Origin of the sequence: Flavobacterium anhuiense (genome assembly GCF_050990855.1) — a bacterium.
Taxonomy (GTDB): domain Bacteria; phylum Bacteroidota; class Bacteroidia; order Flavobacteriales; family Flavobacteriaceae; genus Flavobacterium; species Flavobacterium anhuiense_C.
Map to the genome: position 1 here is coordinate 1912113 of NZ_CP158861.1, position 26652 is coordinate 1938764.

At 33.1% G+C, this 26652-nt stretch carries 21 protein-coding genes and 1 pseudogene; 3 read left to right on the forward strand and 19 right to left on the reverse strand.

Annotated features, from left to right (window positions below):
• Window positions 1–112: 112 nt before the first annotated feature.
• From ABTV69_RS08550 to ABTV69_RS08565, 4 genes are all read right to left on the reverse strand, one after another.
• Window positions 113–889, reverse strand: a complete 777-nt coding sequence (locus ABTV69_RS08550; protein ID WP_433835421.1) for a hypothetical protein — start codon at window positions 887–889, stop codon at window positions 113–115.
• A 111-nt stretch (window positions 890–1000) separates the two neighbouring features.
• Window positions 1001–1456: a ferritin-like domain-containing protein gene (locus ABTV69_RS08555; RefSeq protein WP_433835423.1), complete on the reverse strand. Its 456-nt coding sequence runs from the start codon at window positions 1454–1456 to the stop codon at window positions 1001–1003.
• Window positions 1457–1817: 361 nt separating this feature from the next.
• Complete coding sequence (locus tag ABTV69_RS08560; protein WP_433835425.1) at window positions 1818–3008, reverse strand: pyridoxal phosphate-dependent aminotransferase; 1191 nt, start codon at window positions 3006–3008, stop codon at window positions 1818–1820.
• Window positions 3009–3088: 80 nt separating this feature from the next.
• A complete protein-coding gene (locus ABTV69_RS08565; RefSeq protein WP_433835427.1) occupies window positions 3089–4186 on the reverse strand; it encodes a fatty acid desaturase family protein in 1098 nt (365 codons plus the stop codon).
• A gap of 107 nt (window positions 4187–4293) precedes the next feature.
• On the opposite strand from ABTV69_RS08565, the gene rsmG reads away from it, so the two are divergent.
• Window positions 4294–4923, forward strand: a complete 630-nt coding sequence (rsmG, locus tag ABTV69_RS08570; protein WP_433835429.1) for a 16S rRNA (guanine(527)-N(7))-methyltransferase RsmG — start codon at window positions 4294–4296, stop codon at window positions 4921–4923.
• Window positions 4924–4959: 36 nt separating this feature from the next.
• On the opposite strand, the gene ABTV69_RS08575 is transcribed toward rsmG, so the two are convergent.
• From ABTV69_RS08575 to map, 11 genes and pseudogenes are all read right to left on the reverse strand, one after another.
• On the reverse strand, window positions 4960–5757 hold the full coding sequence (locus ABTV69_RS08575) for a DUF4476 domain-containing protein (RefSeq protein WP_433835431.1): 798 nt from the start codon (window positions 5755–5757) through the stop codon (window positions 4960–4962).
• 60 nt (window positions 5758–5817) lie between these two features.
• The gene (locus ABTV69_RS08580; RefSeq protein ID WP_433835433.1) at window positions 5818–6972 is read right to left on the reverse strand and encodes a thiol-activated cytolysin family protein; all 1155 of its coding nucleotides are present in this window, start codon (window positions 6970–6972) and stop codon (window positions 5818–5820) included.
• Window positions 6973–7004: 32 nt separating this feature from the next.
• Window positions 7005–7856 carry a hypothetical protein gene (locus ABTV69_RS08585; RefSeq protein ID WP_433835435.1) on the reverse strand — a complete coding sequence of 284 codons (852 nt, stop codon included), beginning with the start codon at window positions 7854–7856 and terminating at the stop codon, window positions 7005–7007.
• Between the two features lie 162 nt (window positions 7857–8018).
• The gene (locus ABTV69_RS08590) at window positions 8019–8750 is read right to left on the reverse strand and encodes a hypothetical protein (protein ID WP_433835437.1); all 732 of its coding nucleotides are present in this window, start codon (window positions 8748–8750) and stop codon (window positions 8019–8021) included.
• Between the two features lie 259 nt (window positions 8751–9009).
• Window positions 9010–10635, reverse strand: a complete 1626-nt coding sequence (gene pruA, locus ABTV69_RS08595) for an L-glutamate gamma-semialdehyde dehydrogenase (RefSeq protein WP_433835439.1) — start codon at window positions 10633–10635, stop codon at window positions 9010–9012.
• A gap of 223 nt (window positions 10636–10858) precedes the next feature.
• Window positions 10859–11245, reverse strand: a complete 387-nt coding sequence (gene apaG, locus ABTV69_RS08600) for a Co2+/Mg2+ efflux protein ApaG (protein ID WP_008467225.1) — start codon at window positions 11243–11245, stop codon at window positions 10859–10861.
• A 79-nt stretch (window positions 11246–11324) separates the two neighbouring features.
• Window positions 11325–12578, reverse strand: coding sequence for a DUF5103 domain-containing protein (locus ABTV69_RS08605; RefSeq protein ID WP_433835441.1), 1254 nt, complete (start codon window positions 12576–12578; stop codon window positions 11325–11327).
• Window positions 12579–12653: 75 nt separating this feature from the next.
• Complete coding sequence (locus ABTV69_RS08610; protein ID WP_433835443.1) at window positions 12654–15557, reverse strand: DEAD/DEAH box helicase; 2904 nt, start codon at window positions 15555–15557, stop codon at window positions 12654–12656.
• A 125-nt stretch (window positions 15558–15682) separates the two neighbouring features.
• Entirely contained in the window at window positions 15683–16456 is a 774-nt protein-coding gene (locus tag ABTV69_RS08615; RefSeq protein ID WP_433835445.1) for a class I SAM-dependent methyltransferase, read from the reverse strand.
• 40 nt (window positions 16457–16496) lie between these two features.
• A pseudogene (locus ABTV69_RS08620) lies at window positions 16497–16901 on the reverse strand (GxxExxY protein).
• Between the two features lie 74 nt (window positions 16902–16975).
• Complete coding sequence (map, locus tag ABTV69_RS08625) at window positions 16976–17794, reverse strand: type I methionyl aminopeptidase (RefSeq protein WP_184157729.1); 819 nt, start codon at window positions 17792–17794, stop codon at window positions 16976–16978.
• Between the two features lie 250 nt (window positions 17795–18044).
• Here map and ABTV69_RS08630 point away from each other — a divergent pair, with 250 nt between their 5' ends.
• Window positions 18045–19298 carry a DUF445 domain-containing protein gene (locus ABTV69_RS08630; protein ID WP_433835447.1) on the forward strand — a complete coding sequence of 418 codons (1254 nt, stop codon included), beginning with the start codon at window positions 18045–18047 and terminating at the stop codon, window positions 19296–19298.
• 184 nt (window positions 19299–19482) lie between these two features.
• Here the strand turns inward: ABTV69_RS08630 and gpmI are convergent, their stop codons facing one another.
• Window positions 19483–21000, reverse strand: coding sequence for a 2,3-bisphosphoglycerate-independent phosphoglycerate mutase (gene gpmI / locus ABTV69_RS08635; protein ID WP_433835449.1), 1518 nt, complete (start codon window positions 20998–21000; stop codon window positions 19483–19485).
• Window positions 21001–21139: 139 nt separating this feature from the next.
• Window positions 21140–23569 carry a DUF5916 domain-containing protein gene (locus tag ABTV69_RS08640; RefSeq protein ID WP_433835451.1) on the reverse strand — a complete coding sequence of 810 codons (2430 nt, stop codon included), beginning with the start codon at window positions 23567–23569 and terminating at the stop codon, window positions 21140–21142.
• Between the two features lie 300 nt (window positions 23570–23869).
• Between ABTV69_RS08640 and ABTV69_RS08645 the strand changes: the two genes are divergently transcribed.
• The gene (locus tag ABTV69_RS08645; RefSeq protein ID WP_433835453.1) at window positions 23870–24595 is read left to right on the forward strand and encodes a murein L,D-transpeptidase catalytic domain family protein; all 726 of its coding nucleotides are present in this window, start codon (window positions 23870–23872) and stop codon (window positions 24593–24595) included.
• Here ABTV69_RS08645 and ABTV69_RS08650 read toward each other — a convergent pair.
• Together ABTV69_RS08650 and ABTV69_RS08655 are read right to left on the reverse strand one after the other, a co-directional pair.
• Window positions 24584–26167 carry a L,D-transpeptidase family protein gene (locus tag ABTV69_RS08650; RefSeq protein ID WP_433835455.1) on the reverse strand — a complete coding sequence of 528 codons (1584 nt, stop codon included), beginning with the start codon at window positions 26165–26167 and terminating at the stop codon, window positions 24584–24586. The two genes, ABTV69_RS08645 and ABTV69_RS08650, sit on opposite strands and share 12 nt — an antisense overlap.
• Window position 26168: 1 nt before the next feature.
• Window positions 26169–26606 (reverse strand): GNAT family N-acetyltransferase, encoded by a 438-nt coding sequence (locus ABTV69_RS08655; RefSeq protein ID WP_433835457.1) that lies wholly within the window; start codon window positions 26604–26606, stop codon window positions 26169–26171.
• Window positions 26607–26652 lie beyond the last annotated feature (46 nt).

Consider the following 26652-nt stretch of genomic DNA (forward strand, 5'->3'; position numbering starts at 1 on the left):
GAAAAAAAGTGTGCAAAGGTCTAATAAATTATTTGAGTTTGCTAGTCCTGAAGCGATTTTTTTGAAATTGTTAACTTAATATGGAATGATGATGGTTAACAAATGTAATTATTTAGAGATATTTAATTGTTCTTGTAGTTTCTGATTTTTTTACAATTTTGCCTTCCGTTATTGTTGAATATTTCTTCTTAATCCAATTTCCGAATTTATCGTATTTTAATTCCATCTCATATTTTGACGATTTTATAATATCTCCATATTCATTTACAATGTCAGCAGGATCGCTTTTTGAAAAGTTTATTTTACTGGTTTGAGAATTCATAAGTTGATTATTTATGTCAAAATATTTAATGATCACCTCATTTTTATCATAGTCATATTCATTTTTTTCTGTCCCAATAATTTGATTTCCCTTAAAGTTTATGATCTCAATTGGATTTCCTTTTTCATCATTTACAAAATCAGTATGTCTAAAAATGTTTCCATTTTGGTCTTTGTCTGTTACATTAACTAAATAGCCTTTAGAGTCGTAATTATAGTAGGCAATTTCAATTGTGTGCCCGAGATATCTGTGCCAATTTTCAAATTTTCTGCCTATACAACGAACTCCAGTTGAGTCATATGACCTTGTTAAACGTTGTTTTAAATTACCCTCTCCGTCATATCTAAATTCTGTGACAATATTATTTTGGGTATTGTAAGATTTAATTTCTTTAGTTTGTTCAGTTGTATTATTTGAATTATAAAAAGTTGTGTTTGTTATAGTTTGTAAAACTGACCTTGTTGAATGAAAGTCATTGTTTTTGCCAAAATTTAAAGAAGTTAAAGTACTTTGAGAATAAATATTGATATTTGAAAAAAGTATTAATATGAAGATTAAATTTTTCATTTTGATTAGAAATTGGTTGCAACGAAAGTAAGATTTATTTTTCAATTTCAATAAAACAAAAACCACCCAACCCGAAGGTTAAAGTGGTTTTCAAAAAAAAGCATGAATCGATTAGTTTGCTCTTATTTTAATTTGTGATAAAGTATTTTGAATACTGTTTAATTGTTTTGAAACGATGTAAATTTGATCGTGTTCTAAATTATTTCCGTCGAGTGCCATTTTGTACTTCTCGATTGCAGCCTCTTCACCAGTAATGCAGGCATTAATGATAGCTTCGGTATCGCCTCCTGTAAAAGCTGATTTGATATCAATCCAAGTACGATGCAAAGCGCCAAGCGGGCCTCCGCCTGAAGTGTCTGTTGATTTACCTAGTTTGTTAATTTGGTTTTGAAGTTCTACAATAAACAAAGCTCTTTCGCGGGCGTATTCAAGGAAATCGGTTTTCATTGCTGGATTTTCTACATGCTCTGCTGCATTTGTATATCCTAGTTTTCCATCTTCAAGAATTGAAATTAATCCTTCTAAAGTTTTAATTGTTTCTGTGGTGGTTTCTTCTGCATGTGTCATGACATATAATTTTTTGAAATTAATATGTTACAAAGTTTGCAATTATAAAGGGCTTTGCTTTACAGGATTACACTCGAAGATTTATAATATTGTAGAATGGGAATTGTGAAACTGGTTTAAAAACTTCATGCAAGTTAAAATTGATGAGGGCAGATTTTTTCTTTTGAAAACGATATTTTCTATACACCGTTTTGCGTGAGGGATAGGAGCGATATCCTTTTATGGTGGGGTTCACCATAAAAGATATAGCGGATAGCCCGGTTCACCGCGGCGAAACACGCCCCATAAAAAAAACAGCTTAAAGTATAAAAGTGATGAAACTTTTGAACCTTAAGCCGTTTTTATAAAAGTTAGAATATGGTTATGCAGTCAAAGCTTCTTTGATTCTGCGTAATGCTTCTTTTAAAATATCATTGCTAGTTGCGTAAGAGAAACGAATACAGTTTGGATTTCCGAAAGCGTCTCCTGTTACTGTTGCTACGTTTGCTTCTGCTAAAAGATACATAGAAACGTCGTTTGCATCTTTAATTTCGTGACCTTTCAATGTTTTTCCGAAGAAAGAAGAAACGTCTGGGAATACGTAGAAAGCTCCTTCTGGAACGTTGATTTTTACTCCTGGGATTTCTTTTAATAATCCAACAACTAAATCTCTACGTCCGTGGAACGCTTGAACCATTTCGTTTAATACGCTTGGATCAGCATCTACAGCTGTGATTGTAGCTCTTTGTGCAACAGAATTTGCACCAGAAGTTACTTGTCCTTGAATTTTTGTACACGCTTTTGCGATGAATTCTGGAGCTCCGATGTACCCAATTCTGTATCCAGTCATTGCGAATGCTTTTGCAACTCCGTTTACAGTGATTGTTTTTTCTAACATTCCTGGGATAGAACCGATACTGCAGAAAGTTCCAGAGAAGTTGATGTGCTCATAGATTTCGTCTGCAACAACGTAAATATTTGGGTGTTTTTCTAAAACTTTAGCCAAAGTTGTTAATTCTTCTCTGCTGTAAACAGAGCCTGAAGGATTACATGGAGAAGAGAACCACATCATTTTGGTTTTTGGTGTAATTGCAGCTTCTAATTGCTCTGGAGTGATTTTGAAATCTGTTTCTACAGAAGTTGGAACTTCTACAGGAACTCCGCCAGAAAGTTTTACGATTTCGAAATAAGAAACCCAGTAAGGTGCTGGTAAAATTACTTCGTCGCCGTCATTTAACATTACTTGCGCGATGTTGTATAATGATTGTTTTGCTCCTGTAGAAACTACAATTTGAGATGGTTTATATTCTAAATCATTGTCTCTTTTGAATTTTCTGCAGATCGCTTCTTTTAAATCTTGGTATCCATCAACTGGAGAATATGTGCTGTAGTTATCGTCGATTGCTTTTTTTGCAGCTTCTTTGATAAAATCAGGTGTGTTGAAATCTGGCTCACCTAAACTTAAGCTGATAATGTCTTTTCCTTGTGCTTTTAATTCTCTTGCTAAAGCGGCCATTGCCAATGTTTGTGAAGTCGCAAGGTTGTTGATTCTGTCCGAAAGAATATGGTTCATTATAAAAATTTTGAAGGTCCTTAAATTTGCTGTGTTGTTTAAGGAAGGTTAATTATTAATAGATTTTCTCTTAGTTTTTTTTAAACTGCTAATTCTGGTTTCATTCCCAATTCGCGTAAATGCTTAAAGTGAGCAATAACAGCACTTCGCATGGTTTTATATTCATAATATGGCAAGTTGCACTCTTTCGCAGTTTCTTTTACGATTTTTGCAATTTTACCGTAATGAATATGACTAATATTTGGGAAAATATGATGTTCGATTTGATGGTTTAATCCGCCTGTGTACCAATTTACGATGGCATTTTTAGGCGCAAAATTAGTTGTGGTGTACAATTGGTGAATTGCCCAAGTATTGTCCATTTCTCCTAAATCATTTGGAGTTGGATTTGTAGTGTGATCTACCACGTGTGCCAATTGAAACACAATGCTTAGAATTAATCCTGCCGTATAGTGCATTGCAAAAAATCCAATAAGAACTTTCCACCATGTAATTCCAATTACCATTGGCAAAACAATCCAAATTGACACATAAATTATTTTGGTGATGATTAATGTAGTCCAAAGAATTTTAGGGCTTTTTGGCTCACCGTAAGATAATTTTCTTTTTAAGTAGTTTCTCATCTGCTTAAAATCGGTAGTTAATGCCCAATTGAAGGTCAATAATCCGTATAAGAAAACAGAATAATAATGTTGAAAACGGTGAAAACGATGCCATTCTGCATGTTCTGTAAAACGAATAATACGTCCTGCATCTAGATCCTCATCGTGACCAGGAATGTTAGTGTAAGTATGATGAAGTACATTGTGCTGTACCTGCCAGTTGTAAACGTTTCCAGCTAGAACATAAATGGTTCCGCCCATGAATTTATTGATCCAGTTTTTTGTTGAGTATGATCCGTGGTTACCGTCGTGCATTACGTTCATTCCGACACCGGCCATTCCAATACCCATTACGACAGATAAAAGCAACATCACCCAAAAAGGCATATTAAGCGTAAGGATTAAAAAGTATGGAGTTAAAAAAACAGCAAATAGAATAACAGCTTTTAAATGTAACTGCCAGTTTCCGGTTTTTTTGATATTATTTTCTTTAAAGTAATTGTTAACGCGTGAGTTAAGCGTTCTGAAGAACTTCAAATTGTCTTGCCGTGCAAAAGTTGGAGCAGTGTTATTCATAATTAATTTAAATAGTTTTCAAAGGTAATTATTATAAATTTTCAATTTGCAAAATTGAGTTAAATATTTCAATCGTAAAGTAGTACTTTTGTTAAAAATTTACAGCAATGGATGAGATATTGAAATATTTTCCCAATTTGACCGATCTTCAAATCGAACAATTTCAAAAATTAGACTTTTTATACCACGATTGGAATGAAAAAATCAATGTAATTTCTAGAAAAGATATTGATTCTTTATATACAAAACACATTTTGCATTCGTTAGGAATTGCCAAGGTTATGAAATTTGAACCAGGTTCTACTGTTTTGGATGTTGGAACAGGCGGTGGTTTCCCTGGAATTCCATTAGCGATTCTTTTTCCTGAAACTCGTTTTTATTTAATTGACGTTATCGCAAAAAAAATAAAAGTGGTTCAAGGTGTTGTTGATGCATTAGAATTAAAGAACGTAAAAGCAGAGCAAAAACGCGCCGAGTTGGTAAGAGGCGATTTCGATTTTATTGTGAGTCGCGCTGTAACCAATATGCCAGATTTTGTTTCATGGATTCATGATAAAATCAAAAAACAGCATAAACATCTTTTAAAAAATGGTATTCTCTATTTAAAAGGAGGCGATTTAGCAGAAGAATTAAAGGATTTTCCAAATGCAACTTTATACGATTTAGCTGACTTTTTTGAAGATGAGTTTTTCGAAACTAAGAAAGTGGTACATTTGCCATTGAAATTTAAACCGTAATAAAGAACCGAATCTTAATAAAAAAGATTCGGTTTTTTATTTTTTAGAATTTATAAAATTCATGAATTCTTGCTGATCGACTTGAAAAGAAAAAACGTCTTTTAGTGAATAATAGTTTTTGAGGTCAATACAAGAATTGTAAGCGTGTTTTACAAATTCCAATTGATTATCTGCAAATGAAAAAGTCTTGGCAATTTGCGCAATTTGATCTGTTTTTAGACAATTATTTAAAATTATGTTTTTTGCGACTGCTGATTTTTGGTCGTCAAAATTTTCTTTTTTAATAGATTTCATTACAATTTCAAAATCGATGGAATTCATTTCAGGGCATTTCCTTTCTTTACGATCCAAATTTGGTTTCGAATTTTTGTTATTATTAATGGTAATGTTTACCCCATTTTCGATCGTAACATTTTGGTTCGGATAAGGGATTTGATTTATATTCAAAATATCTTGATTGGGATGAAATTCAGAAGCAATTTCTTTTCCCGAATAATAATTCAGTTTTGTTTTTTTGGTTTTGTAATCAATCTTGATTTTATAAGTTACATCTTCAAAAGTTTTTCCGTCTTTGCTCAATACTGATACGTAATTGTTGATGCTATTTTTTAAATCAGTATTCTCAAATGAAACTTTCACATTGTAATAACGCTGATTTAGATTTTTTATCGTCACACTTGAGTTTGGCTGTTTATTTTGCAATTCACCATTTAGATAAACAAAAAATGCTTCTGAATTATCGCAGAAAATAGTTAAGTTACCACTTAACGGATATGATTGAGCAAATAAGATTGAGGAAAGAAATATAAAATAAAGGGAAAATAATTTTTTCATCTGTTGGTATTTATTCTAACAAAGCCAATCTTAAAAAGAGATTGGCTTTGTTAATTAAATTTAGTTTGCTTTTAATTCCTTGAATTGTGTAGTGTACATGTCTTTTACTTCAACTTCAGTATTATCTTTTAATCGTCTTATTTTATAAGATATAGGAGCAGAAGAGGAAACCAAATCAGAAGAAGTTGGTGCTTTAAGAAATTCGACAAAACTATTGTAATCTGTAACTTTTCCTCCTAGAGTTAATGGACCTCCTACAATCATTACCTTAATTTTATTTTGTGCGAATAACTTTTTGAATTCTTCAGAGTAAGATACATCTACACCAATGTCTACAACTTTTAGAGCCACACTAACGGCAGCTTTGACCATCATATTGTTGTATGTTTCATCTTTTGCAGTTTCAATTAGTATGTAAGCAACACGCCCGTAATCTACATTGCTTACATATACTGGTTCGTGAGTGCCAAAATTGTTAGCGTTAATATCTCCATCTATCCAGTCTGTATAGTATTTAGGATCTATGGTCATACTATATAAACGCTGTCTAACTTTTACCATTACATATGAAGTAGTTTTGGAAGATCCGCTATTCTGAGTATATCCAAAATTAGCTTTTACCAATCCTCCTAATACATTTACACTTAGATGCGCATCTAACGCTTTTTTAAAGCTATCTTCTGTAGTTATTTCATCACTTTGATATTCATAATAAGTTGGAATAGCTTCATAATCGATATCATTCTTGTTATTGCTTATTAAGCCCTTTGTTACGTTTCTTACTTCACTCGGAATAGGAAGAGTACTTGCTGTAACAGGAATCTTTCCTCTTAAAGACATCGATATCACAACAGGTTTAAAAGAGTTTTTTAAAACCAATGGATCATAAGTTGCATTCATAAAACTAGAACCACGTAGAATACTTCCTGGGTAAATTACATCTAGATTTGATTCGTTTATAATCGAAAGCGGAGATAATGTGGTTTGCTTTTCTACAGTAGTAAGATAGACATATTCATTATTACCAGTTGTAGGATTTAGTTCTTGCGCTCCTGTATTTTTAGAGCTTAATATATTGTCTGGTTTTGATATAAAAGTTACAGGTTGTAATTTATCCAGAGAGCTATTTGAATTCTTATCTTTGCTGTCATCGTTACTACAGGATGTCAAGAATGTCCCGCAGATTGCTAGGGCTAAAAGGACTGTTTTTTTCATTTGATCTTTCATAGTTAAATTTATAATGATTATTATTTTTGTTTGATAGGTAGATTATTATATGTAATAATGTTGTCTGGTTCGTGATTCCTTTTTTGTATTATTTTAAGTTCAAATAATGTCCAGGTTGGGACAGTTTGTGGGCCTTTTTCTGTATTTACCTTTTCGCTAAATGTCATTGGTTTGTTGATTACAATATTTCCATCATATTTTTTATTATTATACAATGCCTGATAGCTATTTTGTTTAAAATCATTATCTGTTAGATAAGTGTCGTTTGTCTGGTCTCCATCATCGATTGTAAATTCATAATAACGGGTATGTTTTGAGCTTGAAAACATCGTAGAATTGTCGGTCTGTTGATTCCAAGTATAAACATCAATTTTTACGGCAGAGAATAAAAGTTCTTGTGTAGATCCAGCGACATATTTGTTTAATCGCATTTTTCGCAATTCATATTGTTGGATAAAATTCCCTGGTTTTAAAATTGAAACAAAAAATGACGAGCTAGATTTTTTTAATATAATACTGTCTTGAGTTTTCTTAATAGGAATGCTGTCTTTTGAAGAAGAGAGACTTGGAGATGCAATTTTTACTTCCTGTTGAAAATTATAATCAATTTTGTTTTGCTGATGTTTTGTAGCGTCAGTAGTTATAGGTTTTAGGACGTATACGATATCGGGAGAAAAGTCAAAGTTTTGAATTTTAATATCAAACTGTAAAGTTTCACCCACTTGAATATTATTCCATGTCGAACGCTGATTGTTCTTTGTTAATACGAAAATGGCTTCATTGTGTTCAGTTTTATTATTTGAACTGTTCTCTTCGCTACAAGAAATTAAGAAAAGGCAAGAAATACATAGTAGAGCAAAAATTTTTCTCATATTTTTAATTTTTTACCAAGTAAGAAATTTTCTATGTTTTAATTTTTCTCAGAAAGTTTTAAAAATGTTGGAATAAGGTATTTATGATTAAACAAGTAAACCCGACGAAGAAATTAATTTCTTCGTCGGGTTATTCAAAAACATAAAAAAGAACTATTAAAATTAAGAAGCCTTTTTAGAAAAACTTAAAAAAGCATTTGCCTTGTGATCCAAGTTACTAATGAAGTCATCGAGTGCGTTTTTTGTGTTTTCAACGGAGTAAACAAATGTAGAATCGAAAAAATACTCTCGTGAAATTATAGGTTCGGCAGAAGAATCATATACTGCTTCATCACTCTCGTCTAGGTTATCATTAATGTAAGAGTTGGAATGTGTAGTAATGAGTTTAGAAATAGTATTTCTAAACCATTTGTCAAATTTTTTCTTTTTCGGTGTTATATGTCTTGCTAATAGAACTAAACCAATAAGTTCATTTTGCAAAAAATAAGAACCCTTTCTATATTTTACATCTATAATTGTGACATTCATTAAGGCAATCCATAAAGCTCCATTTACTGGACCTACAGCAGAAATTTCTAAATCGGCATCAAAAATTAACGATTTTGTGTCTTCCTTGCTATTTAAAGAACACCAAAGCGCCTCAATCCGTTTTTGTGTGTCATGTGTTTCTTGCGTGTATCCTGTAAAACGCCAATAAATCCATTCAAGTAATGCGGCTGTTAGTCCTATCGAGCCTTTGTGGTTAATTTGCATTAAAGTATTTTCTAAATCATCATTATTTTCAATTGGGTCTAAAAATGTATTGATTTTCTTTTTCGTCCATTTGTAGTTAATGGAATGTCCGATACTTTTTGATTCTATTATAACTTCTGGGACATTGTTTAAATTTCTCATTTGAATAATTTTGTTTAAAATTGGCTAATATTGATTTATATTGAAACAAAATTATAAGGGTGTCCTTTTTTAAACAGTTACAAAAAGTTTTTAAAATATCAGAATAAGGTAAATCCTTTTTTTAAAGTATTGATTTTAAATAAAATAAGAAAAATACCACTTTTTGTTTTTGATTGCAAAATTAATTAATGCAAGAAGCCGAATCTTTTGGGATTCGGCTTCTTTATATAAAAAGTATAAATTTTAATAGCAACAATTCTTAACCCAAGAAAGGATATCTGTAATCTTCTGGAGTTACAAATGTTTCTTTGATAGTTCTTGGAGAAGCCCAACGTAATAAGTTTAATGCAGAACCAGCTTTATCATTAGTTCCAGAAGCTCTTGCTCCACCAAATGGTTGCATTCCTACAACAGCTCCAGTTGGTTTGTCGTTGATATAGAAGTTACCAGCTGAGTTTTGTAATTTAGTTGTAGCTACTTCAATAGCGTAACGATCTTGGCTAAATACAGCTCCTGTTAAAGCGTACTCAGAAGTAGTATCAACTAATTCAAGCGTTTCTTCCCATTTCGCATCTTCGTAAACATAAATAGTAATAACTGGTCCGAACAACTCAGTTTCCATTGTAGTATATTTAGGATTTGTAGTTACAATAACTGTTGGTTCAATAAAGTATCCTACAGATTTATCGTAATTTCCTCCAACGATGATTTCAGCATCGGCATCTTTTTTAGCTTGGTCGATATAACTAGCTAATTTGTCAAAAGAACCTTCGTGAATAACTGCTGTAATGAAGTTTCCAAAATCTTCTGGAGAACCCATTTTCATAGATTTAACATCAGCAATTAATTGCTCTTTTACAGCTGGCCATAAACTTTGTGGAACATAAGCTCTAGAAGCAGCAGAACATTTTTGTCCTTGATATTCAAATGCTCCACGAGTAATTCCTGTAGCAACTTGTTTTACGTTTGCACTTGGATGAGCAATGATAAAATCTTTACCTCCCGTTTCTCCAACGATTCTTGGGTACGTTTTGTAGTTATTAATGTTTGCACCAATTTTAGCCCAAATATCTTTAAATACATGAGTTGATCCTGTAAAGTGAACGCCAGCAAAATCACGGCTAGCTAAAACAGTATCTGTAATCATTAAAGCATCTCCGAAAACTACGTTGATAACGCCGTCTGGAATTCCAGCTTCTTTGAAAACATCAACGATAACTTTTGCAGAAAATACTTGGCTATCACTTGGTTTCCAAACGACAACGTTACCCATCATAGCAGCACTTGCAGGAAGGTTTGCAGCGATAGCAGTAAAGTTGAATGGAGTAATTGCGTAAACAAAACCTTCTAATGGTCTGTATTCTACACGGTTCCAAACAGTAGAATCTGATTTTGGCTGATCGTTGTAGATTTGAGTCATAAACTCAACATTGTAACGTAAGAAGTCGATTAATTCGCACGAAGAATCGATTTCTGCTTGGTGGATATTTTTAGATTGACCAATCATTGTAGCCGCGTTGATACGAGCTCTGTATGGTCCTGCAATAAGTTCTGCAGCTTTTAAGAAAATAGCAGCACGTTGTTCCCATGCCATGTTTGCCCATGCTTTTCTTGCTTCAAGTGCATTAGCAATTGCTTTTTCGATATGTTGTTTTTCAGCTAAATGATATTTTCCAACAACGTGTTTGTGGTCGTGTGGAGCTGTAATGTTTCTTGTGTTTCCAGTTCTGATTTCTTCGTTTCCAATATATAAAGGAACGTCAATTTGAGAATTCCACATTGTGGTGTAAGCTGCCTGAACTGCTGCTTTTTCTGGTGAGTTCGGTGCGTAGCTTTTTACTGGCTCGTTTACCGCTTTTGGTACATGAAAGAATCCTTTTAACATGGGATAAATTATTTTAAAATTACGATTTGTTTAATTTTTTACAAAAGTACAAATGATAATTTGAATTTATCACAATACAATATTAAAAAGTTGTATTTTAATAAAAGAATAATTCAGGTTGCAGAATATTTAACATTTTTCTTGCATAAAAAGAAATGTTTTAGGCAAAAATTAAATGTCTTATCGAATTTTATAAAATGAAAAAGTGCGATTAAACTATAAATTAGTTCAATGCAAAAGGAGCGCACATTCTAAAAGTCGGAACAATTACTTTGAATGTTTTTGTAGTAGTAAAATTGATCATGTTAAAATGACCTTTCATTGCGCCGTAAGGAGACGATAGTAAACAGCCAGAACTATAAGTATGGTTTTCACCAGGTTTTAAAACCGGTTTTTTACCAATTACACCTTCACCATCTACCACTTCTAAATCGTTTAAAGAATCGAAAATTTCCCAGTGGCGTGACGTTAATTGTACAGAATCTTTACTGTGGTTTTCGATGGTAACTACGTAGCTAAAAGCAAAATGAATCTTGTAGTTTTTGAAGTATGTACCTTCAAAACTAGTCAAAACAGATATTTTTATGCCTCGTGTAATTTGAGAAACCATACTAACGCCGTATATATGTGAGTGTTATAGAGGCAAAGCTACGAAAAAAAATCGTTTAAACTAAAACCTTAACATTGTTTTAATTGACTATATTGATAGAGTTTGCATTTCCCTTTCCGATTACACGCTGATAACGATCGGTTGCTTCTTTGTAATAAACTAAGACGGTGTACTCGTTTTCAGTCTGATAAAAGTTTCCGTCTATAGCATTTTCAAAATCAACAACGCCCTTTTTGTCTGCAACAGTATACTGAAAATTAGTAAAACCTTGTTTAATCATAATGGCTTTTTCAAAAACTCCCTTGTCGTTATTGTAATCCATTTTGTATTCTGGCGAAAGGCTGTAATTATTGAACATTCCCGTAATGTAAATGTCTTTGTTCATTCTAAAAGCAGGAGCCGAAAGGGTAAAATAAACCCAAGCATAATCGGCTTCAATATCGTTGTTAGAGCCGTTAATGTTTTTTACCACAAAGTTTCCGTTTACATCTTCATAATTAGTATAAATCTGATTTCCTCTTGCGGCATTGGTATATAAGAATGAATTGTAAATATCATTGCTAGAACCTATTTTGGCAACATTGTTACTGGCTGCTCGAATGTCTTTATTTTCAAAATACAAATATTCGTTTCCGCCCCAAAACTGAGTTTCTTTATCGTATTTATAAATTAATTGATTGCCGATTGTGTATTGTGGCACAATATTTTTTATCTCCGTATGGAAATTACCGTTTTGCAATAAAAGTACTTTTACATTCTGTAATGGGGTTTGAAAAGCAATATCATTAGACAAAATTGCAATTTCGAGATTTTGTTTGTAGTCAATGTTGCTTAGGTTACGGCTTCTTTTTACCTGAACGCCAACAGTACAATGACTTTCGTATAAAATAAATTTTCTAGAGAAGACAAGCTCTCTGTCTTCATTAAGAATACGAAGCATATAGTTTCCCGAAAGTTTTAGCAGCTGTGTAAACTGATTTGGAAAAGTAAGTCTGTAATGCGTATATACTTGAAGTGTATTAAACGAATTAGAAAAATCTGTAATTCTTTGATTATCCATGCCGACAACATAGTCTGTTTTTGGAATAGCTGTTGGAATCCAGTTGTAGTCGCAGTGAACAACTTCAAAGTAATAATTGGCTTCGTTGCCAAACAAATCATCAAATTGAAAAGTAAATGCATCACCCAATGCAAAAATTGGCGGAACATTACTGCCGTTTTGAATAAATGAAACTGTTTTTATATTATAAGGAGGATCAATTTCTTTTTCTTGAGCTTTCGCTAAAGTGAAAATAAAAAGGAAAATAAAGCTTGTATATAAAAATTTTGGCATCGTATTTCGTTGTAAGATTTGTAAATATAACAATTTTATACAACGAAAAAGATGCCATGCTATTGGGTTTAACAATTAAGAACTCAAAATATATTCTAAGTTGCCTTCAATTTCATCATTGATGTAGCTTTCTTCTAAAAGGGAATCAGACAATAGTTTTTTGTTTTCTTGCAATTTGATGATTTTCTCTTCCACTGTATTTTTTGAAATGAATCGAATCACATTGACTTTATTCATTTGGCCAATTCTATGCGCACGCCCGACGCCTTGTTTTTCTGCAAAAGGATTCCACCACGGATCTAAAAATAAAACATAAGAAGCTTTCGTGATATTTAAACCAACTCCTCCCGCTTTTAATGAAATAAAAAACAATAATGGTTCTTCTTTTTCTTGAAACTTTTTGACTTCTTGTTCTCTTTTGCTCGCTGGCGTTTCGCCAGTAATTTCACAAAATGTTATTTTATTTTCTTTACACCAATCCGTATAGAAATTCAAATTCGTGACAAACGAACTGAAAATAATGACTTTCTGTTTTGCTTTGACCAAATTTTCCAGATAATTGGTGACCGCAATAAATTTTCCAGAATCAATTTCTGAATCGGCATCGACCATTTTTGGGTGATTACTCAATTGTCGCAATTTCATCAAAGTATTGATAATGCTGATTTTATCTGGACTTGAATCGGTTTTTAGTAAGAAGTTACGAGCTTTAGATTTCTCTTTCTCGTATAATTTTTCTTGTTCTGGATCCATGTCGCAGTAATAAATTTGTTCCGTCAATTCGGGTAAATCTTTCAAAACCTGCTCTTTGGTTCTTCGTAAAATATAAGGTTGGATGAGGTTTTTTAATTCTGCTAAAACTTCTTCGTTTTGCTTTTTCTCAATCGGATTTTTGAAATTCTCCATAAAGAAAGCATAACTTCCTAAAATCTCGGGATTGATAAATTGCATTTGTGACCATAAATCGTCAAGCGAATTTTCGATCGGAGTACCACTCAAAGCAATTTTATGTCCTGTACTGATTTTATTTATGGCTTTAAAAATTTTAGAATTTTTGTTTTTGATGTATTGGCTTTCGTCCAAAATCAAATAACGGAAATCGTATTTTTCTAAAATCGAAATATCTCTATGAATGATGCTATAACTTGTAAAAATCAAATCGGTTGAATTGATTCTGCTCGCCAGCATTTTTCTATCATTTCCAACATATTGCATTTTAGAAAAGTGAGGCGTAAACTTTCCAGCTTCATTAAACCAGTTAAAAACCAATGAAGAAGGAAGAACAATTAAAGCTTTTAGCGGTTCTCTTTCAATAGTGGTCTCGTTGGCAAATAAATCAAAATTGGTAGTTTTGGTCGTAAAACCTAATTGCTCTTGTACCGAAACTAAAACAGATAGAGTTTGCAACGTTTTTCCAAGTCCCATATCATCGGCTAGACATGCGCCCATATTGGAATTGAAATGTCCTAAAAGCCATTTTACTCCATCAATTTGATAAGGTCTTAAGGTGGCTTTTATTAAATCTGAAGCAGTAAATTCTGCTTGATGGATTTGATCTAAATCATTATCGATTTCTGAAATTCCGTCTAAAGCGGTAAAGTTGCTCTTTCTCAAAAGTAAAGCACCATTTTCTGTTTTAGCTAATTTCGCCAAAGAACCATACTTACTAAACCATTCTAACGGAATTAAAAAGTAGTTTCCGTCAGGCAAAGGGAAAAGTCTTTCTTTGCTTTTTATGTTTGGAATTATTTCGCTGAAATTGATTTTATAATTTCCAACGGTAATAATGATTTTAATGTCAAACCAATCTCCAGTTGTTTCTTTAGAAGCAGAAATTGTATGGCTTTCTGTGATGATTTCTTTGCTTTCCAGTTTCAGGTTTTCAATCGTAAAACCTAAATCTTTCAGTTTTTCTTTATTATCAATAATTAATTGAATGTTGATGAACGGATCTGAATTTTCAACATCAGAATTTAATCCAAACAATTCATTTTTGATTTTTTCTAAACCAATTTCAGATAGTTTTTCGATATATGAATTTTCATTAGCGCTTCGTTTAAACTGAATTATTCGAGGTTCGTTTGCTACGCTGAAATCTACAAAAGAATGTGTTTTCTTGGTTTTGCTTCCGTCAAAAACATAGCCGTTATAATCAAAATAAAGATTGAGATAATAACAGTTTTTAAAGAAATCAAAAATAGGCTGAATGGTACAAGAAGCAATTTGATCACGAAGTTCAATTTCAAAGCCATTGGCTTCAATGTCAATTTTTTTAGCAATTTCTGGAATGAAATTTTTAAAATAATCATCAACCAATTTTGAAGGAATTTCGATTGATTTTTTCTTTAAAAATGGTGTCAGTTTCTTGCCGTTTAGTTCTTTTAATTGTCCTAATTTTTTATTGACAATCAGCCAGCCCGGTTCGTCAGAAAGAATATCGACCTTGTTGTCCATTGGTAGAAAAGTCGTTTCATTTTCTTTTAAAGAAAGGGTATAAGTGATTCCTTCTGAATGTTTGTCAAATTGAATCTGAGGTTCAAAATCTAACGGATCAATACTGACTCTCGAACGGTAAAAATCTTTTTCTGGACCTAATTCAATAGATAGCGGATATTGTTCTTGAACAATTAAACTATAAAACGGACTTAAATTGATTTTTAAATGCTGACGAATAGCAAAATCAATTTTAGAATCTTTCTGCAAATCAGCAATGGTTTTGGCTGATTTTACTTTTGCGCTGAATTTTTTAAATACAAATTCAGGTTTTAAAGACTCGCAAATAGTAAGAATCTTTTTTGAATTATGATCTAAAGTTTCATAATCAACACCAAAACTTTCAATTACGCCTTTGGTTGCTTTTTTGTCCAGATATTTAATATCGCTGGTGTTTTCGACTATATACGCTGTTGGAATATAGGCATTCAGATTTTTTTCAAAACTGATGTCAAAGCAGAACTGAAAGGGTTTTGTAGGTTGCAAAATAGTAGGATTTGGTTAGGCTTATAATTTAGGTTTGGGCAAAAAAAGAAAGAGTTTTCAAAATAGTAATAATTTGAAAACTCCTTTTTAAATGAACTTATATCACTTATACGGTGAAAAAAAAATTAGTTTTCCTGTTTAAAGCAAAGCGGAATAATCTCGCCTTTTGCTAAACAGTATTTTTCAACCAATTCTGGTGCAATTTTGTTAGTGTAATCTTCTTCGATAACAATAAAACCAATGCTTCTTAATTTATCGAAATAATCGCGTCCGTAAACACGTACGTGGTCGTATTGTCCGAAGATTTTGGCACGTTCTTTTTGGTCTGTAATCGAATCATCTGCAAAAGTAACTTCGCGAGATAAATCTTGTGGAATCTGCAAAATCGCCATTCCGCCAGGTTTTAAAACTCTGAATAATTCCTGCATCGCTTTAGTGTCATCTGGAATGTGTTCTAAAACGTGATTACATAAAATAACGTCATATTCGTTGTCTTTGAAAGGTAAATTGCAGATGTCTGCTTTTACATCAGCCAAAGGCGAAAGTAAATCTGTTGTTGTATAATCAAGGTTTTTCTGCTTACGGAATCTTTTGTAAAAAGCTTGTTCCGGGGCAAAATGCAATACTTTTTTCGGTGCTGCGAAAAAATCAGTCTGATCATTTAAATACAACCAAAGCAAACGGTGTCTTTCTAAAGAAAGCGTACTTGGCGAAAGTACATTATTACGTTGTTTTCCGTATCCGTAAGGCAAAAATGACTTAAAGCTTTTTCCGTCAATAGGATCTGTAAATTTATCTCCTCTTAAAGAGAAAGCCAAAATTGGACGAGCCACATAACTTAAACGAATTAATAATGGACGCGGTATTGTATTTAAAACTAATTTGAAAAGTTTTTTCATGGGGTTATTTCGCAGAGTTACACTAAGAAGACACAGAGTTTCACAGAGTGTTTATAAATCTTTTTATGTTGTTTTTTAAAATTTTTGAGTCAAAATTAATTAATAATCCCAAAGGATAATTTCCGAGTTTTAAATATGTCAATATTTGCGCAAAGTGTACATCAGTAAAAGCTTCAACAGTTTTTAATTCGATAACAATTTTGTTTTCGATCAACAAATCAATTCGATATCCGTGTTATAATTTTATTTCTTTATAGATTATCGGAAGTGCTTTCTGTTTTTCAACAGTTAGACCTGAATTTACAAGTTCATAATACAAACATTCTTGATAGGCAGACTCCAATAAGCCTGGTCCCAATTGTTTGTGAACTTCAATTGCTAAACCGATAATTTTATATGAAATTTTATCTAACTGTTCTTGAGATACAATATTTTCGGCATACATTTTTTTAAAGGCATATAATAAATAATTTTTTGTGAATCTTGGCGTATATCTTTGTGAATCTCGGTGGAATAGCTCTATAGTACTAATGGAACTTGTCTAAACTCATCTTCTTCATTGCTTTCGATTCCTAAAGCTTTGTAGATGTATTGGAAAGTAGATAATAATTCTGGTTTTCCATCAACTAAAGCTACGTCATGCTCGAAATGCGCACTTGGTTTTCCGTCAGCAGTTAGGATTGTCCAGCCGTCTTTTAGTTGTTTGATATTTCTAGTTCCCATGTTGATCATTGGCTCGATTGCTACAACCATTCCTTCAACAAAAAGTTTTCCACGTCCACGTTTTCCGTAGTTTGGCATTTCTGGTTCTTCGTGCATTTTTTGCCCAACACCATGTCCAACCAATTCACGAACTACGCCGTAACCGTGAGCTTCAGTATATTTTTGAATCGCGTTTCCAACATCTTCCACACGATTTCCAGCTTTAAATTCTCTAATTCCAACGTAAAGAGACTCTTTAGTAACACGTAAAAGTTTTTTAACTTCTGGTGCAACTTCTCCAATTTCGAAACTGTATGCGTGATCTCCGTGATACCCATTTTTGAAAGCGCCACAATCTACCGAAATTACGTCACCACTTTTTAGAGGAACATTATTAGGAATACCGTGAACAACTTGAGCATTTGGGCTCATGCAAAGCGAATTCGGAAAATCGTACAATCCAAGGAAACTTGGAACTGCACCGTGATCACGAATAAATTCTTCCGCTAATTTGTCAAGATATAATGTTGTTACTCCTTCCTTAATTTCAGAAGCAATCATTCCTAATGTTTTTGATACGATTAAAGCACTTTCGCGCATTAATTCGATTTCTTCTCTAGTTTTTTGGATAATCATATTTTTTCCATTTTTCAGTTCGCAAAAGTACAATTTTTATCTCATTTTTTGATTAAAATTTTTTCGCCACAACTCGAACGAAGTGACAGGCGAAGCAATTCAAGAATTATTGCAAATCTAAATTGGTGAAATTAAATTTTGCCAATTTCAATTTTAGAGATCAAAAAAAGGAAATTCGTGAATTCGTGGCCAATAACAAAAGAGTTTTTCAGAAAAAAGCCATAAATTAGTAGTATAAACGCTTATAATTATGGAAACTATTACAGATCGAGATATAGAAAAAGTAAAGGCTCTTAAGAAAATGAAGAGAAATGCTTTAGGACTTCTGGGTATTGCAGTGCTGTTGTTTTTAATTGCTATTTATTTTAAAATTCCAATTTTGCAGGCTTTTAGCGAAGCGGCGATGGTAGGCGGAATTGCTGATTGGTTCGCTGTCGTGGCGCTTTTTCGTCACCCAATGGGAATTCCGATATGGCATACGGCAATTATTCCGACTAAGAAGAATGAGATTGGAGAGAACCTTGGAAATTTCGTTTCTGAAGAATTTCTGAACAAGGAAAAATTAGAAATTAAATTAGAGGAATTCAATTTTGCCACAAAGGCTTCAGATTGGCTTTCGCAAGAAGAAAATGCGAATAAAATTGCCGATGTTGTAGCGGTAAATATTATTCCAGGAATTTTAAGAACCATTAAAGATGAAGATGTAAAGAGGTTTATTCAGGTTCAGTTCAAGGAAAAATTGGAAGGAGTAAATTTTGGAAATTGGGTTGCAGTAGCTTTAGAACCGTTGCAAAAAGGGAATTTAAAAAATGAACTGCTGACGAATCTTCTTGAAGTGATGAGCAGCGAATTGACTAATAATAAAGATTTAATCCGACAGAAAGTAAAAGCTTCGACACCCCTTTTAAGTTTTGGATTAGCGGATAAAAGCATTACAGAAGGTGTTTTCAATGGCTTACAAGATTTTTTAAATGAAGCCAAAAAGCCAGAAAGTGCAGTTCGTTTGAAAATTGACGAATACATTTTCAACTTCTTGGAAAAAGTAAAAAACTCTGAAGAGATGCGGGTTAAAATCAACGACATCATTTTAGGTTTCGTTGGAAAAAAAGAAGTTCAAGATTATATCAACGGAATTTGGGATGAAATAAAATCGTCTATCACGACAGATTTGGATAAAGGGGATGATTCTTCGATTAAAAATAGTATCGCAGGGTTAATTCAGACTTTTGGAAATGGACTAAAGGAAGATCAAATTATGCTTGATAAGATCAATAATTTTATTAAAAATGATTTGTTGTCCGTTTTATTAAATAATAAGAAAGTGATTGGAGATTTGATTTCGTCTACCGTAAAAAGCTGGGACGGAAAAGAGGTTTCGGAGAAATTAGAATTAGAAATAGGGAAAGATCTTCAATATATTAGAATTAATGGGACTTTGGTTGGCGGATTTATTGGACTTGTGATTTATGGTGTTGAGCAATTGTATCATTTGATTATAATGTAATATCCACAATCTTGTCATTTCGACGAAGGAGAAATCTTCGTTAGAAATTCTACAAAGATTGGCGCTTTTAGGAATGGAGTTACTTGCGGAGATTTCTCCTTCGTCGAAATGACAAAACAGTCGAAAAAAATAAAAGAGGCTAATTCTTAGAATTCGCCTCTTTTTATATGAAGAAAAATATTTTCTATAATAATGAATGACAAGTCATAGCATTTGGTTGCTGAACTCCCATTAATTCTAAAATTGTTGGAGCAATATCACCTAAAACACCATCTTGAATACTTTTTAGTTCCTTGTCAACTAAAATGATCGGCACTGGGTTTGTTGTGTGTGCTGTATTTGGAGATCCATCAGGATTGATCATCGTTTCGCAGTTTCCGTGATCGGCAATTACAATTGTAGTATAATTGTTAGCAAGAGCAGTGTCGATTACTTTTTTCGCGCAAGCATCAACAGCTTCACAGGCTTTAATTGCAGCTTCCATGATTCCAGTGTGACCAACCATGTCTCCATTTGCGAAATTTAAACAAACGAAATCCACTTCACCTTTGTTCAATTCAGGAACAAGAGCGTCTGCCAATTCGTAAGCACTCATTTCTGGCTGTAAATCGTAAGTTGCTACTTTTGGAGAGTTTCTCAAGATTCTAGATTCGCCTTCAAAAGGAGTTTCTCTTCCTCCAGAAAAGAAAAACGTTACGTGAGGATATTTCTCCGTTTCAGCAATTCTGATTTGTTTTTTACCTGCTTTTTCTAAAACTTCACCAAGAGTTTCAGTAATATTATCTTTATTGTAAACCACTTTTACGTTTTGGTACGTTTCATCGTAGTTTGTCAATGTTACATAATAAAGGTTTAGTTTGTGCATGTTTTGCTCGTGGAAATCTTGCTGAGAAAGCGCTTCAGTAAGTTCACGGCCTCTGTCAGTTCTAAAGTTAAAGAAGATCACAACATCACCCTCAACGATTGTTGCAAGAGGTTTTGCGTTTTCATCAACAATAACAACAGGCTCGATAAATTCGTCTGTAACGTCTTTTGCGTAGCTGTCTAAAACACTAGCAACAGCGTTTGTTGATGGAGTTCCAACACCATTCACCACAAGATCGTAAGCCAATTTTACACGTTCCCAACGTTTGTCACGGTCCATTGCATAGTAGCGTCCGATGATAGAAGCAATTTTAACTGGCGTATCTTTAATATAATCTTCTAAATCGTGAATGTATTTTCCTCCAGATTTTGGGTCAACGTCACGTCCGTCTGTAAAAGCGTGAATGTAAACTTGATCTAAACCGTATTTTTGAGAAGCATCGATTAATCCGCGAAGGTGTGAAGTATGTGAGTGAACACCACCATCTGAAACTAATCCTAAAAAGTGTACTTTTTTATTGTTGTCTTTAGCGTAAGTAAAAGCGTCAATTAAAACTTGCTCTTTTGCTAAAGTTTTGTGTTCTACAGCTAAATTTATTTTGGCTAAATCTTGATATACAATTCTTCCTGCACCAAGATTCATGTGTCCAACTTCGCTATTTCCCATTTGTCCTTCTGGCAAACCAACGTTTAATCCGTCAGTTCTAAGTTGTGCACTTGGGTAATTTTGGTATAGACTGTTTATAAAAGGAACATTTGCATTGTCTATTGCAGATACTTTAGGGTCAGGAGATTTTCCCCAACCGTCTAAAATCATAAGGATAACTTTTTTGTTCATTACTTTTTGTTTTCTACAAAGATAAGTCATTTCTAAAATAGGCAAGAAACGATTGTTACATTTATATTTAATAAAATGAAGCTTGACAAAAAATATTAAATTAATTGAAGAACCCTTTATTTTTTAAAATTAATTCACGCTAAGCTCTTTTTCTGACTTTATTTTTGACGGCGTTGTAGTCAATAAAATATTTAACGCTAATAGAAAAAATGTGTTTTAATGCGTCATTATTTAATAATCCTGCTACATTGTGTCTGTAATCTTTGTCAATAACTCGTTCAAAATTAGAGGCATTGTTTCGGTACAAAGCAGAAAGCTGACTTCCAGGCGCAAACCACCACGAATAAGATAAATCGGCATTCCAAGAATAAAAACTCGAATTCTTATTGTCAGTATATTGCGGATACGGACTAAGATCTCCGTCTGGATCTAATGATAAAATATCTTTGTTATCCGCATAAGACCAGTATTGTCGAACGGCTAGATTTATAGTCATAGCGCTATTTATTGCATATTTGCCTCCCAAAGTATTAGAATAAGTGATCACATTTCGATTTGCAAAAATGATATCATTTGGAGTACTCTCATCATCGTCGCCATCAACTTGGTCAATGTAGCCTTTGTTGTTATTTTTTCTAATGTAACTAAAGAAATAAGTCAGCAAAAGTTTGTCGCTGAAACGATATCTCGGACCAATATCAAAACCATAGGTCAAACGATCAGATTCATCAAACACATTAAAAGTACCATTTAAATCAATCGCGAATTTATGATTGTAGTTGGTCGAGATACTTCCCCAAGTTTCTATTTTTCTCGGAATGGTAACATATCTGTTTTCGGTGCGCGGCTCGTAATAATCGTTAATTTCTAAAGGGTAAAAAGTGATCCCTCCTCCGTAGTAATTATTTTTTACTGTAGTCAAATTCAGATTTGCATTGATGCTATTGTCCTGCAGCTTTCCAGATTCTTTATTGAATTCGGTGTACATGTTGTAGTTAATCCTAAAAGTATTAAAACGCTTCGTTGGGTTTAGAATTCTATAATTAGCATTCCCGTAAAAATTATAATAATTAGTGTAGAAATTAATACCCAAATCATTCGGATCGTAATCTTTTGTAACAAAGTCAGAACCAATACTGTATCTGTAATTACCGCTTGTTTCAGCTAAACTTACTGTAGAATAAAAACCGTTTTTATCTTCAAAATCATTAATGTGACTGTATTTTACATTTCCGAATAAACTATAAGTATTGGCTTTTGTGTTTAAGTCCCAAGCCAAACCAGTAACGTTTGCATCTCTTGTGTGGCCGTTTCGAGTTACATTAGTATTAATAAAAGTAACCGACGAATTTTTTCTAAAACGCTGATCCAAAACCAATACATTATAATTGGTAAGCGGTTCTACAATTGCTTGTCTAGTTTCGCCGCTTTCGGTATTTTTTATGGTAGCAAAAGTCTTTTCTGTAACGGCATTCAAAACCCCAATTCCAAGTCCGCCTTTTGTTCTTCCAGATAATTTTAGAGCATTAACTAAGTTTACAGCAGCCGGTAATTCTGTAATTTCTTCATTTTCATTTAAGGCAGGATCGATTGACGGAGTACCGCCAATTCTGCGTGAATAGAAAATTCCGCCCTTGCTGAACAAGTCGGTTCCTTCTGTAAAAAAGGCTCTATTTTCGTTAAATTGCTGTTCAAATGGACCAAGATTTAAAATCTGATCGTCATATTTTGTCTGTCCAAAGTCTGGAATTAAAATGGCATCAACTGTAAAAGCATCTGTAATTCCGTATTTAATATCCATTCCGCCTTTAATCGTTCCGTAGGTTTTTTGACCATCGGCAGCATTTAAATAATAGGAAGCATAAGGCATAAAAAACAATCGAGTAGGAGGTTTGATATTTTCAATTCCTTCTAAAGTTCCTGCTTGCTGCGTAAAAGTTCCGATCTTTCTATCAACAAAATTCCAAGTATATTTATAACGTTCGCGCTTGATTTCTCTAAAGAAATTAATTCCCCAGATTTGTTTGTTTTCTCCCGAAAAACGCAGTGCAGAATATGGAATTTTCATTTCAACAATCCATCCGTTTTCAGCCAAAGCCGCTTTGCTGATCCAGACGGCATCCCAAGAATAATCTTCGCCATTTGCATCCGTCATAATGCAATCGCCCTGAACATCGGCAGCCGAAACATAAAACATAAAGTCTTGTTGGCCGTCATTAAAACCATTTATAAAAACACCGAAAAGATCTGCGGTTCCAAAATTGTCACGTTGCGAGATTTCCTTTAATATTTTAGAAGGCTCATTATCGTACATCATGGCACCAATATAGATTGCATCATTATTATAGATGACTTTGACTTCGGTACGTTTTTCATACGGAATCGCTTTCCCATTGTCTGGTTCCAACATGATAAAGTCTGTCGCAATCGGTACATTTTCCCACGCAGTTTCGTCAAGTTTTCCATCAATAGAAATGGTATGCGAAGTTACTTGTGCCTGAATTGCTTTTTTCTGGCCATAACTCCATAGAGAGCATAATAGAAAACTGAAGAAAATGATTTTTTTCATTTGATTTTGTTGCGAAATAGGTTGCAAATGTATTTTAATATAGGAACAATAGACTAGAATTTATTTCACTTGTTACACTTTTCGTTTCAAGATTTCCATTTATTTTACTTTTTTTAAGAAAAATAGTCTAAATGTTAGGGTTTTAGGCATAAGATAAAATCTTACAGAAATTGCTATTTTATGTTAATAATGTTAAAGTTTAAGCAAAAAACGCCTGAAAATCAGAGTGTAATTTGGCAAGGAGTGATTTTTTTCTACTTTTGCCTTACCCAAATTTTTTGTTTAACCTAAAGAAATTCAATGATTTACAAAATTTATCCGTTATTTGTGTTTTTGCTATTGTCTTTTGGAAAAGATTCAAAGAACACAGCCGATCTTAAAAAAAATGCCACTGTAAAGACAATTGCAAAAGTTGAAAAGGTTACAGTAGATTCTAAAATCGAGGGCGTTTATAACTCGTTAAATTCAAACAATTTTAAAATGCCTGAGCTTAAAACTTTTTCGGAAGCTTTAAAAGGATTTTATTTGTTGAAAGAAAGAGGAGTGGTCAAGAAAAATATTCTAACACTAATTGATTTTAGTTTGTCATCAAACACTAAACGTTTGTGGGTGATTGACTTAACAACTAATACAATTTTGTTTAATTCGCTTGTAGCTCACGGAAGAAATACTGGAGAAGAATTTGCTTCCGCTTTTTCAAATCTTAATTCATCATTTAAAAGCAGTTTAGGATTTTATGCCACAGGCGAAATTTATCAAGGAAAGCATGGTGCTTCTTTACGTTTAGATGGTTTAGAAAATGGTGTAAATGACAACGCTCGCGAGAGAGGAGTTGTAATGCATGGCGCAGACTATGTGTCTGAGTCTTTCATTAGAAACCATAAAAGATTAGGCAGAAGTCAAGGTTGTCCTGCAGTTCCTGTTGAATTGACCAATGAAATTATTCAATTAATAAAAGACAAATCGTGTTTATATATCTACCATCCCTCAAGAAGTTTTGCGATGGAAGAGAAGCTAATTTCTTAATTGCGTATATAAATCGGAATCTAAATCATAAATATCAGCTCTAAAAAGGAGCTGATTTTTTTTGCTCCAAGCGGTCCAATACCATTGGTACAGTGCATATTTTTTGGTGATCTTAAAGCTCATCGTTGTTTTGCTTGCGATAATAGTATCAATTCTGTCTTGAGGCCAGTTTCCATCAATGTCTAGAATATGCTGGGCAAGCTCTAACGGGTTTTCAACACGTACACAGCCAGAACTCATAGAGCGATTATTACGTCCAAAAATATTGCGGTGATTGGTGTCATGAAGATATACACTATGGTGATTTGGAAACAAAATTTTCATTAATCCCAATGAGTTGTCGTAACCTGGACTTTGTACATAGCGATAATTGTTTGGCTTATTTTCATTCCAAGCCATTGGAGAAACGACCTTTCCGGCCGTATCGTAAATAGTGATGTTTTTGTTAGCCAAATAATTTCGATTTCTTTTCATTGCCGGAACTACATCTTCTTTTAATATTGTTGGAGGAACAGTCCAAGTCGGATTGAATACTACTGTTTTTAAAAACGAAGTGATAATTGGTGTTCTTCTTTTGCTTGTTCCTACTACAACATTTCTAACCAAAGTAGTGTCTTGACTCTCTACAACATTTAAGCTGTAATCTGGAATATTAATAATGAAATAGTTTTCAGCTAATTCTGAAGGATACCATCTCCAGCGCTCCAAATTGGCAATTATCTGTTTTTTTCTGCTTTCTTTAGAATAATTTAAAGCCTTGATAGTCCCTGCTCCAATAACTCCGTCTGCTGCTAAGCCATGTCTTTCTTGAAATCTCTTTACCGATTCAAAAGTTTTGGAGTCATAAATAGCGGTAAGGCTATCTTTTCCAGACATATCGTTCCAATACAAAAGTCTTTTTTTTATGTTTATTAAAGCAGAATTTGTATCGTTTAAAACAATTTTGTCTGCAGATTCAATTGTTTTTACGTTGTCATCTGGAAAAGTATTTATGATTTCAAGCGCTTTTAGAAGCTCTTTGTATGTTTGCGTTTTGGGCTGAATGTTTTCAACAATACTGTCTAATTTATTTTTGTTGAAACCGGTGATTAAAACAGAATTGACGTCAAATGTTTTTTCGTCCAAATCCCAATTGGTATACAATTTTTTTGGATCTAGTTTTCCTTTATAAATATGATTAAGGTATTTTTCAAAATTATAAGTCAGTAAAACGTCATAAGCGGCCAGATCTTTATCACTAAGCGAAGCCACTTTACTTTCGAATTTTTTTAGTTGAGCAATTTTGTAATCTTCTGGATCTAAGCCTAATTCTTCTGATTTCTCTAATTGTGATAAAACAAAAGTTCTTTTTTTAAGGTTTCCCCAAACGGTTTGATTTTCTGAGGCAATATAAAATTGTTTCAACGTTTCGCTTTTAAAAACACCAATTGCAGCAGTATCTATTTCAACTTTTCTCTCGTCAGTAAGTATGATAGCTGGCACCTTTTTTTTGACAATAGGCACCAATTTTGGACTTTCTTTTTTACAGCCCACAAGAATACATATTACTACTAAAGAGTAAATTTTTTTCATATTATAATTTTTTAAACATCAAATAATGTTCTCCAACATCTTTAATATCAAACGCTTCGCCCAACGGTTGGTAATTCATTTTTTTATAAAATCCTACTGCGGCTGTTCTGGCGTTGAACCAAATAAAATCGACTTGGTTTTCATTGCAATAGGTTTCACAATGTTTTACCAAAGCTTCTCCAAATCCCTTTTTTTGATGGGTGTCTAGAACGGCCATTCCACGGATTTGAGCTTGATTTTGTGCGGCAAATATAGTATTGATTTTATTAAATAATGAAATAATTCCTATTAAATTTTCGTCATCAAATAAACCAAAATGATGAGTTGATTCCAAATCATCGCCTTCAAACACGCAACTTTCGATAGGTTTTCCTTTTCTTAAAACAGGTTGGCGAACGGCATAAGTCTCTTTTGATGTAATTTCTTTAATTGTAATCATGATTTTTTTTTAAAATATTGCTTTTATAACGTTTTAATTTTAAATC